The organism is Moraxella sp. 179-F 1C4 NHS (assembly GCF_045370505.1).
Lineage (GTDB): Bacteria > Pseudomonadota > Gammaproteobacteria > Pseudomonadales > Moraxellaceae > Faucicola > Faucicola tetraodonis.
The window spans coordinates 1-16,465 of the sequence record NZ_JBIQEC010000022.1 but is presented as its reverse complement, the minus strand read 5'-3'; the positions used below and the strand labels follow the sequence as shown (position 1 = coordinate 16,465).

12 protein-coding genes are annotated in these 16,465 nt (G+C 46.7%); 5 read left to right on the top strand and 7 right to left on the bottom strand.

Translation table 11 applies throughout. The features are described from left to right. The first annotated feature begins 254 nt into the window (after window positions 1–254). Window positions 255–3,221 carry an insulinase family protein gene (locus tag ACH0AB_RS09675; RefSeq protein WP_406878036.1) on the top strand — a complete coding sequence of 989 codons (2,967 nt, stop codon included), beginning with the start codon at window positions 255–257 and terminating at the stop codon, window positions 3,219–3,221. Window positions 3,222–3,302: 81 nt separating this feature from the next. On the opposite strand, the gene ACH0AB_RS09670 is transcribed toward ACH0AB_RS09675, so the two are convergent. From ACH0AB_RS09670 to cysM, 3 genes are read right to left on the bottom strand one after another with little or no spacing between them, the layout of a single operon-like run. After that, window positions 3,303–4,007, bottom strand: coding sequence for a fumarylacetoacetate hydrolase family protein (locus tag ACH0AB_RS09670; protein ID WP_406878035.1), 705 nt, complete (start codon window positions 4,005–4,007; stop codon window positions 3,303–3,305). Then, a complete protein-coding gene (locus tag ACH0AB_RS09665) occupies window positions 4,004–4,882 on the bottom strand; it encodes a 3'-5' exonuclease (RefSeq protein WP_406878034.1) in 879 nt (292 codons plus the stop codon). Before ACH0AB_RS09665 ends, ACH0AB_RS09670 begins: the two co-directional genes overlap by 4 nt. A gap of 39 nt (window positions 4,883–4,921) precedes the next feature. After that, window positions 4,922–5,845, bottom strand: a complete 924-nt coding sequence (cysM, locus tag ACH0AB_RS09660) for a cysteine synthase CysM (protein ID WP_095356306.1) — start codon at window positions 5,843–5,845, stop codon at window positions 4,922–4,924. A 377-nt stretch (window positions 5,846–6,222) separates the two neighbouring features. Here cysM and ACH0AB_RS09655 point away from each other — a divergent pair, with 377 nt between their 5' ends. The 3 genes from ACH0AB_RS09655 to ACH0AB_RS09645 all read left to right on the top strand — a co-directional run bounded on the left by ACH0AB_RS09655 (window position 6,223) and on the right by ACH0AB_RS09645 (window position 12,344). Continuing rightward, window positions 6,223–9,549 (top strand): ATP-binding protein, encoded by a 3,327-nt coding sequence (locus ACH0AB_RS09655; protein ID WP_406878033.1) that lies wholly within the window; start codon window positions 6,223–6,225, stop codon window positions 9,547–9,549. Window positions 9,550–9,741: 192 nt separating this feature from the next. Next, window positions 9,742–10,647 (top strand): crotonase/enoyl-CoA hydratase family protein, encoded by a 906-nt coding sequence (locus tag ACH0AB_RS09650; RefSeq protein WP_406878032.1) that lies wholly within the window; start codon window positions 9,742–9,744, stop codon window positions 10,645–10,647. A gap of 38 nt (window positions 10,648–10,685) precedes the next feature. After that, window positions 10,686–12,344: a phospholipase D family protein gene (locus tag ACH0AB_RS09645; RefSeq protein WP_406878031.1), complete on the top strand. Its 1,659-nt coding sequence runs from the start codon at window positions 10,686–10,688 to the stop codon at window positions 12,342–12,344. 54 nt (window positions 12,345–12,398) lie between these two features. On the opposite strand, the gene ACH0AB_RS09640 is transcribed toward ACH0AB_RS09645, so the two are convergent. The 4 genes from ACH0AB_RS09640 to ubiG all read right to left on the bottom strand — a co-directional run bounded on the left by ACH0AB_RS09640 (window position 12,399) and on the right by ubiG (window position 15,126). Beyond that, window positions 12,399–12,665, bottom strand: a complete 267-nt coding sequence (locus ACH0AB_RS09640; protein WP_007116234.1) for a DksA/TraR family C4-type zinc finger protein — start codon at window positions 12,663–12,665, stop codon at window positions 12,399–12,401. Between the two features lie 92 nt (window positions 12,666–12,757). Continuing rightward, entirely contained in the window at window positions 12,758–13,528 is a 771-nt protein-coding gene (locus tag ACH0AB_RS09635) for a YciK family oxidoreductase (RefSeq protein ID WP_062333231.1), read from the bottom strand. 112 nt (window positions 13,529–13,640) lie between these two features. Beyond that, on the bottom strand, window positions 13,641–14,351 hold the full coding sequence (locus ACH0AB_RS09630) for an HAD family hydrolase (protein WP_406878030.1): 711 nt from the start codon (window positions 14,349–14,351) through the stop codon (window positions 13,641–13,643). Between the two features lie 40 nt (window positions 14,352–14,391). Further along, complete coding sequence (gene ubiG, locus ACH0AB_RS09625) at window positions 14,392–15,126, bottom strand: bifunctional 2-polyprenyl-6-hydroxyphenol methylase/3-demethylubiquinol 3-O-methyltransferase UbiG (RefSeq protein ID WP_007116237.1); 735 nt, start codon at window positions 15,124–15,126, stop codon at window positions 14,392–14,394. 495 nt (window positions 15,127–15,621) lie between these two features. Here ubiG and ACH0AB_RS09620 point away from each other — a divergent pair, with 495 nt between their 5' ends. Beyond that, the gene (locus ACH0AB_RS09620; RefSeq protein ID WP_040403627.1) at window positions 15,622–16,245 is read left to right on the top strand and encodes a thiol:disulfide interchange protein DsbA/DsbL; all 624 of its coding nucleotides are present in this window, start codon (window positions 15,622–15,624) and stop codon (window positions 16,243–16,245) included. The last annotated feature ends 220 nt before the right edge of the window (window positions 16,246–16,465 follow it).

Here is a 16,465-nt window from a genome sequence, read left to right as displayed (position 1 = left end):
ATAGATGAGTTAAATTCAATGTGGTGTCATTGTAAATTAAAACCATCAAAGTTAATATCTGAAAATTGGCTGACACGGGCAAATGATTGGCGCTGTATTATCTGTGGTATCTGTGTTTTTTTGCCTTTATAACGCGGCTTTTGTCCCCATTTAACTCAAAATAAATCCGACAAAACTGCTATACTTTCTGTTTTTTTACAGTTGGTTTTGCTGATAAATTCTGACAAATATTATGATGACACACAGGTAACTTCATGCCCGCAACTTCTCACGACTCTGCTTTAGATTTGACCCTACACCCTGCTTTTACCCTACGCGCTCATGAGCGTATCGATGCGCTATCGCTTGATGTGCTAGTGAGTGAACATAACGCCACGGGGTTGATTCATTATCACCTCGCCCACCCGAGTGATGAAAATGCCTTTATGATTGGCTTTCGCACCCAGCCGATGACCGACCGCGGTGAAGCGCACATTTTAGAGCATACCAGTCTGTGTGGCTCTGAAAAATATCCCGTGCGCGACCCGTTTTTTAGCATGATTAAGCGCTCGCTTAATACTTTTATGAATGCGTTTACTGCGGCAGATTGGACGGCGTATCCGTTTGCCACCCAAAACCGTCAAGATTATTTTAACTTGTTGTCGGTGTATCTAGATGCGACATTTTTCCCAAGTTTAAATCCGCTCGATTTTGCCCAAGAAGGGATTCGAGTGGAGCTTGATGAAGACGGCAAACCCCAGTATAAAGGCATTGTATTTAATGAAATGAAAGGCGCGATGAGTGGCGAGATTGACCAGTTATATCACACGCTGGCGCGTCATTTATTCCCCACAACCACTTATCACTACAATTCTGGCGGTGAGCCTGCTGCCATTACTGAGCTGACTCATGCTGATTTGGTCAAGTTTCATCAAAGTCACTATCACCCAAGCAATGCGGTGGTAATGAGCTTTGGCAATATCCCTGTGGCAGAGACCCAAGCCCGTATCCATGAGGATGCATTGGCGGTGGCAGGTAAAGCGTTTGCTAAAGGGCAAAAACACGCCTCACGACTCGAAAAATCATTGACCGCGCCAATCAGCGTGACGGACACTTACAGTGTCGATACGGTGAAACCCAAACAAACCCATCACGTCATGGCATGGTTATTACCATCGATTTTAGACGGTAAGCAGCGTCTGGCTATGCGACTACTTGAAGGCGTATTGGTTGAACATGCCGGTTCGCCGCTGCGGGCGTACCTCGATAGCCATCCGCTGGCATCTGCCCCAACGCCGCTACTGGGCTTGGATGACAGCCATTATCAGATGGTGTTTTATGCGGGTGTCCGTGGCTCTGAACCTGAGCATGGCGATGCCATTGAGCAAGGGATTTTGGACTTACTCAAACAAGTGGCGGACCAGCCTGTGGACAGTGAAGCAATTGAAACCATTTTGCACCAAATCGAAATCGACCAACGTCATATCGGTGGCGATAGTATGCCATATGGTCTAAATTTGATGCTTGAAGGCTTTAGTACTGCTATCCACGATGGTGACCCCATGCATGTGTGGGACATCGATGAAAACCTAAACTGGCTACGTGAACAAGTACAAAACCCTGATTTTATTGCCAATTTGATTCGCAGCTTTTTGCTCGACAATCCGCATCGCGTGCGTTTGACACTCATCCCTGATGCGAGCAAATCTGAGCAACAAGCCAAGGATGAGCAAGCCAAACTTGACACCATTGAAGCGGCACTGACCGATGATACGCGTAATGCGCTCATCAGCCAAGCCAAAGCCCTTGCCGAACGCCAAGCTACGCCTGATGATGTGGATTTGCTACCTAAAGTGGGATTGGCGGATATTCCTGCCCAAATTCAATTTAAAACAGGTACAAAACGTGATATCACCCTAAGTGGTCTGCCAAGTACGTTGTATGAATATGAAGCAGGCACCAACGGTCTGTACTATTATCAAGTGATTATGCCCCTAGAGGGTCATGAAGCGCTTATCAATCACCCAGATTTACCAACCTATCTGAGCTTGATCAGCGAAGTGGGCACCCGCAAACACGATGCCTTGGCATTTCAAGCGCGGCAAGCACGCCATTCAAGCGGTGTGACTGTCAGAATCAGCCAGCGCACGTCACCTGACAATCCCGAAAAAATGGATAGCTTCTTGGTGGTCGCTACCCGCTCATTGTCACGTAAATTTGAAGCGATTGAGCTGGTTAAAGAAGTGCTCAACGACACTATTTTTACTGAATATGCACGAATGGAAGAGCTACTGACCCAAAAACAAATGGGCTGGCAATCGCGCCTTGCCAATGCAGGTCATGCGTATGCCATGCAAACAGCGAGCCGTAACACCAGTAAAATCGCCCGTCTTGAATATGTACGCGGTGGTTTGCCTGCATTAAATAGCTTAACTGAATTTTTGCAGCAAGCAGAGCAAGATAGCAGTGCGTGGCAAAAGCTCGGAGAGCGCTTAGCCAATTTACATCGCTACATCAAAGCCCTGCCAAAACAAGCACTTATCATCGCCGAAGCAGAGGTATTACCGACGCTGCAGCAAGCAATTAGCGAGAGCTGGCAAGCGCCTGTTGACGAGCCTACCGCTACCTTAATCGAATCGCCCATTACCACTGACAGTAGCGATATCGCGTGGCTTGCGCAAACCAATGTATTTCATCATGCGCTTGTCTTTGATGCCGTGCCGACCAACCATCCAGATGCCCCTGCCTTGATGGTACTCTCAAGCGTACTACGCAACAACTATCTGCATCGTACCATTCGCGAGCAAGGCGGGGCGTATGGCGGCGGCGCGAGCTATGATAGCAATGCCTGCTCTTTCAAGTTTTATAGCTACCGTGACCCGCGTGACCAAGCCACGTTTGATGACTTCTTGGGTAGTATTGATTGGTTACTCGCGCAAACTACAGGCGAAAAAACCGATGCTTGGATTGAAGAAGCGATTTTAGGATTGATGGCAGGCATGGATAAGCCCGCAAGTCCGGCGGGTGAAGCGGTGAAGGCGCTGTTTGCTGAGTTGCATAGTCGCGGCAAAGAGTGGCAACAAGCGATGCGTGCCAAAATCTTGGCGGTCAGCCTTGATGATTTACAGCGGGTAACAAGAACTTATCTTAAAGACAAGCCATTTACTCGTGCCAGCCTTGCGCCGTTTGATAAAGCTGAACTCATGCAAAAGATGGGTTTTCAGATTGAAAAAGTGCTATAACAAACGTAACAATAAAATTAATCATCTTAATAAAAAAGGCGCTGTTATTAGCGCCTTTTTTCATCTTTTATACTCGAAGTTTTACACAACCAGCAACTCAATTTTACCCAGTCCGTCAATTTGCGCGAGGATGGTATCGCCTTTGATCACCGCACCGACGCCCGCTGGCGTCCCTGTAAAAATCAAATCCCCTGCTTTGAGTTCAAAAAACTCTGATAAATTGGCAATGGTCTCTGCCACATTCCAGATTAACTGATTGATATTGCCTTGTTGTTTGGGCTCGCCATTCACCGCCAGTGAAATATTCGCTTGTTGTATCTCAGCAACGCTAGCAACGGGATAAATTTCGCCAATGGGTGCCGAATAGTCAAACGCCTTGCCAATCTCCCAGGGACGACCCGATTTTTTCATTTCGTTTTGCAAGTCGCGGCGCGTCATGTCGAGCCCCACGGCATAGCCAAAAATCAAGTTATGTGCCTCTGCCACACTCACATTAGCGCCCGCTTTGCCAATCGCAACCACCAATTCTACTTCATAATGTAGCGCTTGCGTTTTAGTCGGATAAGGCAATTGGGCAATGCTATCGGGTCGAACCGCAATTATCGACTCGCTGTCACCGGCTTTACAAAAGAAAAATGGTGGCTCACGGTCTGGGTCACTGCCCATTTCTCGGGCGTGGTCGGCATAGTTGCGCCCCACGCAATACACGCGGCGGACAGGAAAGGTTTGCTCGGATTGATGGATGGGCAGTGCCACCACTTGGCTGGGTGGAAAAATGGTATTCATGGTGATTCTACTTGGGCAGTTGGGGTATTAGATGACGGCTGGGTGATGGCGATATCAGTGACATGAGTGACATGTTTGTCAGCGGCTAAATTGCTAGCAGGTTGCCACGCTTGCAAAAACTTATCATGGCGCAGGCTATTGTCTTGATTGGTGAACGATTGCAGATAGTCTCGGGTGGTGGACTCCCATTGCTCGCTTTGCTGCGCTGAAAATTGTCCCGTGAGTCGTTGGTAGCGCAAAAAAATCAGCCAAGTATTAAGCACATCACTTTCACAATAAGTAGTGAGCTTATCCCATGCCTCTGCTTGCACCATAGGCACCACATCATAGCCGTCCAACGCTTGCTTGCCTGCAAAGCCGCATAAGGATGCCACGACATCAAGTTTTTGCGACGTGCTATTCATGGCAAGCTTCACCATCAAATCGGTATGACGGTCATGATAGCGGTTGATATAGTTGTTGTATCTCATCTCACCGGTTTGGCTAAACAGCTTGGGCGCGGTTAGACCATGCTGTAACGCCCGATACACCATGACGGGTATATCAAAGCCCTTGCCATTCCAGCTCACCAACAACGGATTTTTTTCAATGGCATTAAAAAAGGTTTGAATCATTTGCGCTTCGCTATGGTCAGCCAGCGACAGCGATTTGAGGGTCATTTTGCCGCCCGCGACCCACAACACCGAAAGACAAGCGATTTGGTGCAAGGGCAGGGGCATAAAAGGATGCCCAACATCTTGCTCACGCAGTGCCATAAGCTTGGTCATGGCATCGTTATCCGATAACCCAGCCAACTCAGGGTATAGCCGCTTGCCTGTGGCAACATCGGGTATGGTTTCGATATCAAATACTAAAATCGGCGCTGGCGTAGCCATAATACTTCCTTGTTAGTTTCTGCTTTAGGTTATTGGGTATTAAGCGTCATCTTTAACACCAAACAACCCTGTTGATAGATAACGATCGCCACGGTCACAGACGATAAATGCAATCACCGCATCCGGGTGTTCTTTAGCGATTTGGTACGCTGCCCACGCCGCACCACCGGATGATACCCCCGCAAAAATCCCTTCTTCGCGGGCAAGCTTACGCATAAACACTTCCGCATCGTGCTGATCGATGTCCATCACCCTATCCACCAAACTTGGCTCAAAAATCTTTGGCAAATAAGCGGCTGGCCATCTACGAATTCCTGCGATATTAGCACCTTCAGCGGGCTGTAAACCGATAATTTGCACGTTTGGGTTTTGTTCTTTTAGGTATTTGGACACGCCCATGATGGTGCCTGTGGTACCCATTGAGCTAATAAAGTGGGTAATCGTGCCATTGGTTTGCTGCCAAATCTCAGGACCTGTGGTCAGATAATGCGCTTGTTTGTTGTCAGGGTTGTTAAACTGATCGAGTACGATGCCTTTACCTTCTGCCTGCATTTGCTGGGCAAGGTCACGTGCCGACTCCATGTTATCGACTTCAATCAGTGTCGCCCCATACGCTGCCATCGCGTCTTTACGCTCTTGGGTAGAGTTGCTAGGCATAATCAGCGTCATCGCATAGCCGCGCATTGCCGCGACCATGGCAAGGGCGATGCCCGTATTGCCACTGGTGGCCTCAATGATGGTGTCGCCTGGCTTGATAGTGCCACGCAGTTCAGCTTGATAAAACATATTGTATGCAGGGCGGTCTTTCACTGAGCCCGCTGGGTTGTTGCCTTCAAGTTTGGCAAGCAGGGTGGCTGTGCCTTGGTCGGTTTGCGGTGCAAATCGCGCTAGCTTGACCAGTGGCGTATGCCCAATGCAGTCATTGAGCGTGCTGGTTTCAGTGATGAAATTATTATGGGTCATAAGACAACCTTAGTTTTTGGCCATGAACTTTTGATAATACGAGTTTTTAGCAAAAGCATTTAGTCTAGCTTATAGATTAGCCAGCGTTGATTAGTTTTTTTAACAGTAAATTTTTTGGATTGCGCGCGTAGTTTAGCAAAATTCATATCACCCGTCAGTGGCGAATCATGATTATTATGCAAGTCATTTTCAACCGCTACCCCATCTGATTTTATCTCGATTTTTTGCTGGGGTATAGACTTATCAAAAATTTACTTGCGACAAAAAACCCAGCTACCCAAGCAAAATTGGCTAAAATCCTATAAAATGAAACGCTATACCCCAAAACCCTGATAAAAAATCTGATGCCTAAATTAGGCTGATGCAAGGCTAGCAATGTGAGCAAACGATTTCACTTGGATTTTTCCACCGCTTATGGACAGTTGATACTGTTGGTGTTTTTGCCGATTAGCGCACTCGCGTTGACGGGTGGTTTTTTGGTGTTATCGGATACCAGCCGTGCTGCGCGTACCATTCAGCAATCAACCGCGGATAATTTGCTGGTGACTCTGCAGCCAGTCGCCGCTTCCATGCAGGCGAATCTGATTAAAATCAACCAAGCGCTATCTACAACTAGCACTCAGCCTAATAGCAATAATCGCTCAAGTAAAGATGGCTTAAATAAAGATAACTTAAACAAACACAGCGCAAATAAAGCTGAGCTATCGCCCAAAGAATTGGCGACACTGCAAGCCAATGTGAAATTTGCCCTACAAAATGCCATCAACGACAAACACTTGCAAGGCGTGGCGATTGTCAACGAACAAAGCAAAGTGTTGGTCAGTTTTGGGGATTTGTCACAACAGCCCAATCCGCGCTTGTTGCCTTTTTTGGGACGACACCTTGAGGCGCAAAGTAATGCACAGCAAACTTATTTGCTGACGCAGCTCAATACCCAATCCAACAGCCTGTTTAATAGCAAGGGTAGTAGTTTATTTGGTCGAAAATTGGTACTAAGCCCGCCCGCCAATGCGACTGCCCCACTACCGACCTTGTGGCTTATTGTCAATATTGATAATGAGCCGCTACAAGTGGCTCGCTATCAAGTGATGTTGGCGTTAGCGATTACCGGACTTTTTACTATTTTACTGCTGCTATTGACCACCCATATATATGCCAGACGCTGGATTGCGCCGATTTATGAGATGCGGTTACATTTGCAGCGCACCAACGCCAACAACCTATATAAACCGATGACCATCAACGCCAGTGGTGAAATCAACCAACTGCAACAGGATTTGGTCAAGACCTTAAGGCGTCTGCATAAAAGTTTCCAAGAACTCAAGAATCACGCCGAACAGACCGAAGATGATTTGCGATTGGCTTTTGACGAGATGGAAATGCAAAACATCTCCATTCGCAATGCGCGTGATGCTGCGGTTTCAGCCAGTCAAACCAAATCGGCATTTTTAGCCAATATCAGCCACGAGTTACGCACCCCACTTAACAGTATTGATGGGTTTATCAACCTATTATCCCGTCATGGCGGCTTAAATGCCGAGCAAGACTTGTACGTGCAGACGATTCGTAAGTCTTCAGCGCACCTATTAGCCTTGGTCAATGACGTGCTTGATTTTTCTAAGATTGAAGCCGGTAAACTGGTACTAGATAGTCATGAATTTGACCTGTATGCCAGTATCTACGATGTGGTGGATATGCTATCGCCACTGGCGGCAGAGAAAGATTTACGCCTGGCGGTGTTCTTCTATGACGATGTGCCACATTATCTGGTGGGGGATGCGTTACGAACCAAGCAAGTGTTGACCAATCTTGTTAACAACGCCATCAAATTTACCGATGATGGCGAGGTCATTGTGCGGGTTAGTCTGGATGATGACATCGATGATTTAATTCATATCAGTGTGCAAGACACAGGGCGCGGGATTTCGCCTGAGCATCAAAAATTGCTGTTCCAAAGTTTTTCCCAAGGCGATCCTTCGATTACTCGTCAGTATGGTGGTACGGGACTGGGATTGGTGATTTCAAAACAACTCACCTATCTGATGGGCGGCAATATTGGTTTTTATGACAACGCCACTGAGCAAGCGGGTGATGCGAGCCAATCACACAAAGTCAAAGGCACGACGTTTTGGTTTACCTTGCCGATGAGTATCAGCAACCAAGAGCAGCAGCGGCTGCTTATCCATGACCCCATTTGGCAGTTACCCGCCATCGTCCCGCCAAAAAGCGATGCCGGTTATGTGGCGGCTGATACCACTGCTGCGGTAAATATCTTGGTTTGGATTGACCATCTTGCAAGCTTACAAGTGTTAAAAGGCTCGCTGCGTAAATTACCGATTGCCATTACTACCGCAAGTACGCTAGCCAGCCTACTTGAATCGCTCAAAGAAACAGGCAATCATTGGGATTGGGTCATCGTAGACAATGGCACCACTGAGGACACCACGTCGCTGCTCAAACAAGTACGCTTACATTATGCTGGTAAATTGCTACTATTTGGCTATCAAGTCAATCTTGAGCCAGAATTGTTGTCGCGTTACCAGGCACAAGCCTTGTATCAGCCGCTCGATCGTCGACAGCTTTATCAGCTGCTCGATAGCAATTCTGCCAACAGCCAAGAGCCTACACTGCCGCAGTGGCATGGCTTTACTGTGCTTGCCGTGGATGACCATTTGCCCAATTTGTTGGTACTAGAAGCCTTATTGGCTGAGCTGAGCATTAATGTGGTGACGGTTAATAGTGGGTTTGACGCCATTGAATACATAACCACTCACCAGTCACAAAGCGATACTGCCGTGGATTTGATTTTTATGGACATTCAAATGCCAAGAATGTCAGGCAGTGAAGCCGCCATCCAAATCCGTAAGGTTGAAACGCAAGCAGGACATCAACATATTCCGATTATTGCCCTGACCGCACATAGTCTATCGGATGAACGCGATACATTATTGGCATCTGGGATTGATGACTATGTGGGCAAACCAATCAGTCAAGCCCAGTTATTGCAAATTCTGCAACGCTGGTTGGGTAAACACAGTACGTCCGTGTCCGCTAATTTGACGTCTGATTTAACCGCTGATGTGGCTTCTGACAAATCTGCTAGCAAGTCGGCTAGTTCGGCGCGTTCGATAGCGTCTGGGGCAAATAACCTGCGTACTGCACCTGCAACCCCCAAAGAGAGTGCCGTATTTGCTCATACACCATTAGCTGCCTCAGCGACTACCACCGATGACAACGCTAATTTGCCAAGCCTACCATCGGTCAGCAGTCAGCATAGCGCTGAGTCACTAGCAAGTCTTGCGGTCATTGATTGGGATGATGCGGTGATGCGGGTAGCAGGTAAGCCTGATTTGGCAGCCAATTTAATTACCCTACTGATTGAGTCGATTGAGCAGGAAAAAAGTGACTTGCAGCAGGCTTGGCAGCGCCACGACAGGCAAGCCTTGTCCCACGCGGCGCATCGCATTTTAGGGGCGAGTCGTTATACGGGCGTACCACAGCTCCGCCAAGCCAGCCAAAATCTTGAAGACAAGTGCTTGCTAAATATCAACAATAGCTCGCCTGCGCAATTTGCCATTTTGGCGCCTTATTACGAGCAAATGCTACAAGCGCTCGATAACTTGGCACAGGCTGATTTGAGTCAATTCCCTGCACTCAAATATGCCCAGCTCAAAGAAAACGACATGACCTGGAAGATGATTTGACACCCATCACCACAATGCCACCTAGGTTTGGCATACTTGCTATTCCACGTTACCTTTCTTAAACGTATCGTCCGATATCGCCTCTTGTGCCCAACCAACAAAATCAGTAAAGTGAGATTAATGATTGCAAATCTTCGCGTTTTCGCAACATTTTTTTAAGTTTATTGGGACAGTTAAATTTTAAGGATGCGTATGTCGGTTTTGTCGGTATCAAAAATATTGCCGGGTGTAGGGTTTTTGCCATTTTCTCAGCGTGCTACTGCTGTGTCTTTAGCGCAGCGTATCAAAGCTGCAAACGATAACCTTGCGCCCGATGTGCGGTTGGAACTTAGCGGTGATGATAGCGTCATTGTTTGGCTGACACGGATTGACAAGCGCAATGCGTTAAGTTTTGCGTTGATGGATAAGCTCATTGATTTAGCCCACCTGCTCACCACATGGACGGACGTGCGGACAGTGATTTTGGCAGGTGAAGGTAAAAGCTTTTCTACCGGCATCGATTTGGCGGATTTAAACAACCCAAAAAATCTAAAACAGGTCGCTTGGGAGCTTATCAAACCGTTTCAAAGTAAATTTCAAAAAGTGTGCCTTGTGTGGCGAGAACTGCCGATGCCTGTCATCAGTGTATTGCATGGACATTGCCTTGGCGCAGGACTACAGTTGGCACTGGCGACCGATATTCGTATCGCCACAGCGGATTGCCAATTTGCCATTATGGAAGCCAAATGGGGACTGGTGCCGGATATGGGACTGACCCAGTCTGCGATGGGAGTGCTACGCGCCGATATCGTCAAGGAATTAGCGATGACGGCACGGATTTTTGACGGTCAGCAAGCCTTTGACTACGGTGTGGTCAGCCATCTAAGCGACACGCCAATGGAAGTTGCGAAGAATTTGGTCGCAGAATTAAGCAATCGCTCCCCCGATGCCGTCTTGGCGAGCAAACGCATCATCAATACCATGTATCACACGCCTGCAACAACTTTGTATCAAGAAAAACTGTGGCAAATCAAATTACTGCTGGGACAAAACCGCAAGCTTGCCGTCAAAAAAGCCAAGGATGAAACCGTCAAATTTATTGGGCGTCAATTTAACTAATTTAACCCATGGCTTAATTGACCTTGGTGGGTGCCATCATGCTAAGACCCCTGTTCAAACGTCGTCTTATTTTTTTAGCCAGCCTGTTTTTGGTGTGTATGGCGATTTTGTTTTTTATCGCCTGGTGGGGTCGTCTGCCTGTCAACACGGGCAAATCCAGCACGTATCAAACCGCTGTCATTACCAAAGACCATCAAAAAACGGTGGCAACCGATATGCCACCTGATGAGCCCTCCAGCCGTTTTCGCCAATTTGGCTCGCAAAGCATGGCCGATGGCATCGCAGAATTGGTTAAAAGCAATCCACAAAAAACGGGCGTTTATCCCTTGCCCGATGGCATGGATGCGTTTGCCGCACGTATGCTGCTCATTAGCACCGCAGAGAAAACGCTAGATGTACAGTACTATATTTGGAATAACGACATCACTGGCAATCTGATGTTCCAAGCCATCAAAGAAGCGGCAGAGCGCGGTGTGCGCGTGCGATTATTAATAGATGACAACAATACCCGTGGTCTCGACCCAACGCTGTGGCTACTCAATGAACACCCCAATATTGAAGTAAGATTGATGAACCCCAATCGTTTTCGCTCGTGGCGCTGGCTAGGGTTTGTGGGCGATTTTGAGCGGCTCAATCATCGTATGCACAACAAATCCATCACCGCTGATAGCCAAATCACCATCACAGGCGGGCGCAATATCGGGGATGAGTATTTTTCTTTAAACCAAGAGATGGTATTTTCTGACCTAGATGTGCTGATGGTTGGTCATATTGTGCCGCAGATGTCACAAGCATTTGACCAATATTGGAACCATAAACTGGCTTTTCCTATCACCGATTTGGTCAAAAAACCTGAGCCATCCGCCCTAAACCAAGTATTTACCCCAAAAACCCAAAAAGCTGATAAACCCGCATCACAACAACTCGACCCTGTGCTAAAGCTGAAAAACGACTATCTAAAGCGCTTGGTGGCAATCGACTTTGTCAACCAAATCAAACAACAAAAATTGCCGCTCTACTGGGCAAGCGTCCAGCTATTGACGGACAATCCTGACAAACTCGGCAGCAAAGCCAATACCCAAGGGTTAGACATCAACCAAAGCTTAGGTAAAATCAGCCGTGAACTCAATTTAATCTCTGCGTATTTTGTACCCACGGAGCAAGGCAAAGACTATTTTATCAACCTTGCAAAAAAAGGCGTGGCGGTAAATATTTTGACCAATGCCATGAGCGCCACCGATGTCAAGCTCGTGCATTCCGGCTATGCCAAACACCGCAAAGACTTACTCAAAGCTGGGGTCAAGCTATATGAACTAAAACCCAATGCCATCAAAGACAATCTGCGTGATTCATACTTGACGGGAAGCTCTGCAACCAGCTTGCATGCCAAAACGTTTGAAAGCGATGGTGAAAAGGTGTATATCGGCTCGTTCAACTTTGATCCGCGTTCAGCCTTGACCAATACCGAACTTGGCGTTGCCATCGCCCACCCTGTACTTGCCAACAAAATCCGCAATGAATTTTTGCAGGCCTTGCCAACAACTAGCTACACCTTGTCGCTCAAAGATGACAATATTCAGTGGTCAACGCTCGAAAACGGTCAAACCGTCACGTATGATGAAGAGCCACAAACCAAGGCTTGGCAGCGTACGCTAGTATGGATGCTATCGCACCTGCCGCTTGAAAAATTTTTATAAGCTTCAATTGTTATGAAATACAACTGTTATGAACGACAGCGTTAGCCAATACGCTTAGCGCAATTGGCTATCCTTACTACCACGGCGATTAAATAGCTCAACTTTTTGCTGATGCTGTTCTAGCGATTGTTGACAACGCACGCACAAGCGCACCCCAGGCATCGCAAGACGCCGTGCTTCGGGAATGGGGGCATCGCACTCCTCACAATGAGTTAGGCTCTCGCCCTGTGGCAATGCCCGTTTTGCCCGTTCAATCGCGTCATTAATAGTCGCTTCAATTTGCTCGTTTTCTGCGCCATCTGCAGCCCAACCACTTGCCATATTTTTCCTTAGATTTTAATAGGTTAACCATAATAATATGGTAGTGGTTTTGTCAAATTTCAATAGCGTATTAAAGCCATCATCGCGCCATTTTATTGTGGCTGTAAATCAATCACCTGACCTTTGATACCTGCCGCCTCATCACTCATCAAGGCAACATATGCACTCATCAAGTCTTCTGGCGCAAGCAAGGTGTTGGGGTTTTCGCTTGGATAAGCAGCAGCACGCATTTGGGTACGCGTGGCACCGGGATTGATACAGTTAAAGCGCAGGGTGGTGGTTTTTTGGGTTTCTTGGGTGAAAATATCGCTCATCCCTTCTACCGCCAATTTTGACAGCGCATATGCCCCCCAAAACGCGCGTGGACGGCTGCCGACACTGCTAGAGGTAAACACCACTGAGCCACTTTGCGCAGATTTGAGGAGCGGTAACAAAGCTTGGGTAAGGGTAAAGGTGGCATTAAAATTGACTTTCATCACTTGCTCAAAAATAATCGGGTCATACATCTCAAGTGGGGTCAATACACCGAGCAACCCTGCATTGTGTAAAACACCGTCCAAATGCCCGACTTCACGCTCAATCAAAATCGCCAATTGCTGCATTTCTGTGTAGCTTGCGCTCTCTAAATTCATCAGTAGCATAGCAGGCTGTGCACCGCCCTCTGCTTCAATTAGGTCATACACGGCTTCAAGCTTGCTCGCGGTTTTGCCAAGTAGTAGCACGGTCGCGCCATATTTTGCATAGCTTAGCGCTGCTGCTTTGCCGATGCCATCACCTGCCCCTGTGACCAAAATATTTTTACCTTTTAGACAGTCGGCAGGTGGGATAAAGTTACGGATATCATCATGCGTTGCTAAAGTCATAGTTTCCTCAAAATTTTTCTCAAAAGCTTGCTAAAAAATTCCCTAAAAATCGGGCAAATTGTTAACACCTTGTCTATGCATCAAGCGCCTAGTCGCTTGTTCAAATATCCGCTCAAGCATCCGTCCAATCGCCCAGCAAAGCGGTCAATTCAGCGACGCTATGGATTATGTTATCCGCGCCCCAACTGCCCAAATCCGCTTGGTCTTCAGGGGGAATGTAGCCATAAGCTGCCAAAATCGTGCGCATATTCGCCGCATTGCCCGCTTGAATGTCACGGATATGGTCACCGACATACACACAATTTTCAGGCTGTAGCTGACCCCTGAGTTGTTCATTCAACCGTGCTACTGCCAAATACATGGGCTCTGGGTCAGGTTTGGTGTGTTTGACATCATCAGGGCATACCAATACACCACAGCGCTCAGTTAGCTGAAGTCTCTCTAATAAATTTTCCGCCAAATAACGCGGCTTATTGGTGACAATGCCCCATACAATACCACGTGATTCCAAGTTTTTTAGCAGCGAATCAAGCCCATCAAACAAGCGGCTATCGACACAGATATCGGCTTCATAGGTGTCCAAAAACTCTTGCCGATAAGCCAACAAGGTTGGGTCATCCTCAGTCACATTGGCAAGCTCGCCAAACATCAGCTTGACCATCGCTCTGGCGCCCGCAGAAACTTGCTCGCGAATGGCGATATCACTGGGCGCTGGGTGCTGGTGTTTGGCGCACATCACCTTAATAATCCGGATAAAATCAGGTGCCGTATCAATCAAGGTGCCATCAAGGTCAAACAATACGGCTTGGCATTTTTCAGTCATTTTTTGCTCAAATCAACGATTAATATTTAAGTAAAGCCAACTACTGAGGCTTATATACCGCCATCATGTAGTTAACGTCAACATTTTGTGCCAGCCAATAGTGCTTGATAAGTGGATTGTAATGTAAACCAATTAAATCTTGACGTTTGCAGCCTGCCCGCTGAGCAAAGCGATCTAGCTCGGCTGGGGTGATGAATTTTTCATAATCATGTGTGCCGCGTGGCAACAAGCGTAATAAGTATTCAGCGCCAATCACCGCAAACAGGTAGGATTTTGGGTTGCGATTGATGGTCGATAGTACCAATACGCCATTGGGTTTGAGCAGGGTAAAACAAGCATTGATAATTGACTGCGGGTCTGGCACGTGCTCGAGCATTTCCATACAAGTCACCACATCAAACTCACCAGCGTGCGCTTTGGCAAAATCTTCTACAGCAACACAAGCAAAATCAATCGCTTGGCTAGTTTGCTCGGCGTGGATTTGTGCTGCCTTGATGTTCGCCTCTCCCAAATCAATACCCGTCACCGTGGCGCCGCGCACTGCCATGCTATGTGACAAAATACCACCACCACAGCCGACATCTAACACTTTTTTGCCCGTTAATCCTGATTGCTGGCGGGCGATGGTTTGCTGTTCAATCCAGTTTAAGCGTAGCGGATTGATTTGGTGCAAGGTGGCAAACGCACCTGATTTGTCCCACCATTCATTGGCAAGGTCGGTGAATTTTTGTACTTCTTGTAAGTCGACGTTTTGCTGTAGATTCGGTTGTGTCATGATGATAGTTCCGTTTGATTTTTACTTCGCTATTTTTTAATTCGATACTTTTTACTTTAATAACATGTTATCGCGTTTTTTGAAATGCGGTTGCTCGCTAACCACAATTGCTATCAAAAATAGCCTTATTCTAACAGTTTTTAGCCCATTCGCTGTAGAATTTATGTGGCAGGCTGATAGCGTAAAATTGTAGCGTAAAATAGCTGATGACTACCCAGCCGCATAACCGCCCAACTTTAAGTATGACTGGTAAAATAAACTTAAAAAAGTATGCTTTTTTATTTAGAAAATTTAATTAACATATTGCTTATTTTTTTCACCAGTGTAGTTTTTTTTAGTTTACAAAGTATTACACTTAGGCACGTCCTTAATTTATGATAGTATAACGCGCAGGTATTTTCGTATTTTGAGCCCTGCTAGCAAGCGATTTTCTATAACATACTATAAGATATGAGCCGTGCTAGACCCTATGATTTGACTGTTAATGAGGCAACCATGAAAAAATTAGCAATGACCGCAATCGCCGCTGCAATCGGCTTGACCAGTTTATCAACCCAAGCTGCAGATTTTGTAGCGGGTCAAGACTATAAGGTGCTTGCAAACCCAGAGAAAATTGAAGGCAATAAAATCATTGTTCGTGAATTTTTTTGGTATGGTTGCCCACACTGCTACAAATTAGAACCTTACATGGCACAGTGGTCAAAAAAATTGCCAGCTGATGTGGTGTTTATGCAGACGCCAGCTGCGATGAACCCTGTGTGGGAACAAAACGCGCGCGGTTTTTATGCCGCACAGTTATTAGGTTATCAAGGCAAAACCCACCAAGCGATGTTTGACGCCATTCAAAAAGACCGTCAAAAATTATTTGACCAAGCCTCTATCGGGCAATGGTACGCATCAAAAGGTGTGGATATCAATAAATTTAACAGTATGTACAATTCTTTTGCGGTGAATACCCGTATCGCGCGTTCAAAAGATGCGGCGCAGCGCTTCCAACTGTCAGGGGTGCCTGCGGTTGTCGTTGATGGAAAATACGTTGTGGAGGGTGAGGATGGTAAAGTGCCACAAGTGGTTAACTATCTCATCAATAAAGCCCGTGCTGAGCGTGGTGGTAAATAATCCGACAGCCATTTGCTGAGGATTAATGGTTTTAGCCTAGATGGTTTTAGCTTAAATACTGAAGTTACGCACCGCTAATAGCCTTAAGCTGGGCAAAAGCCGACTGATTAGCGGATACGAGTAACTTCAAACGCAAAGCAAAGTGATTTAACTTGGTTTTGATTTTCAAACACTCAAGCTTAAACACCGCATACGTGGCTAAAAACATATGATTAAACCG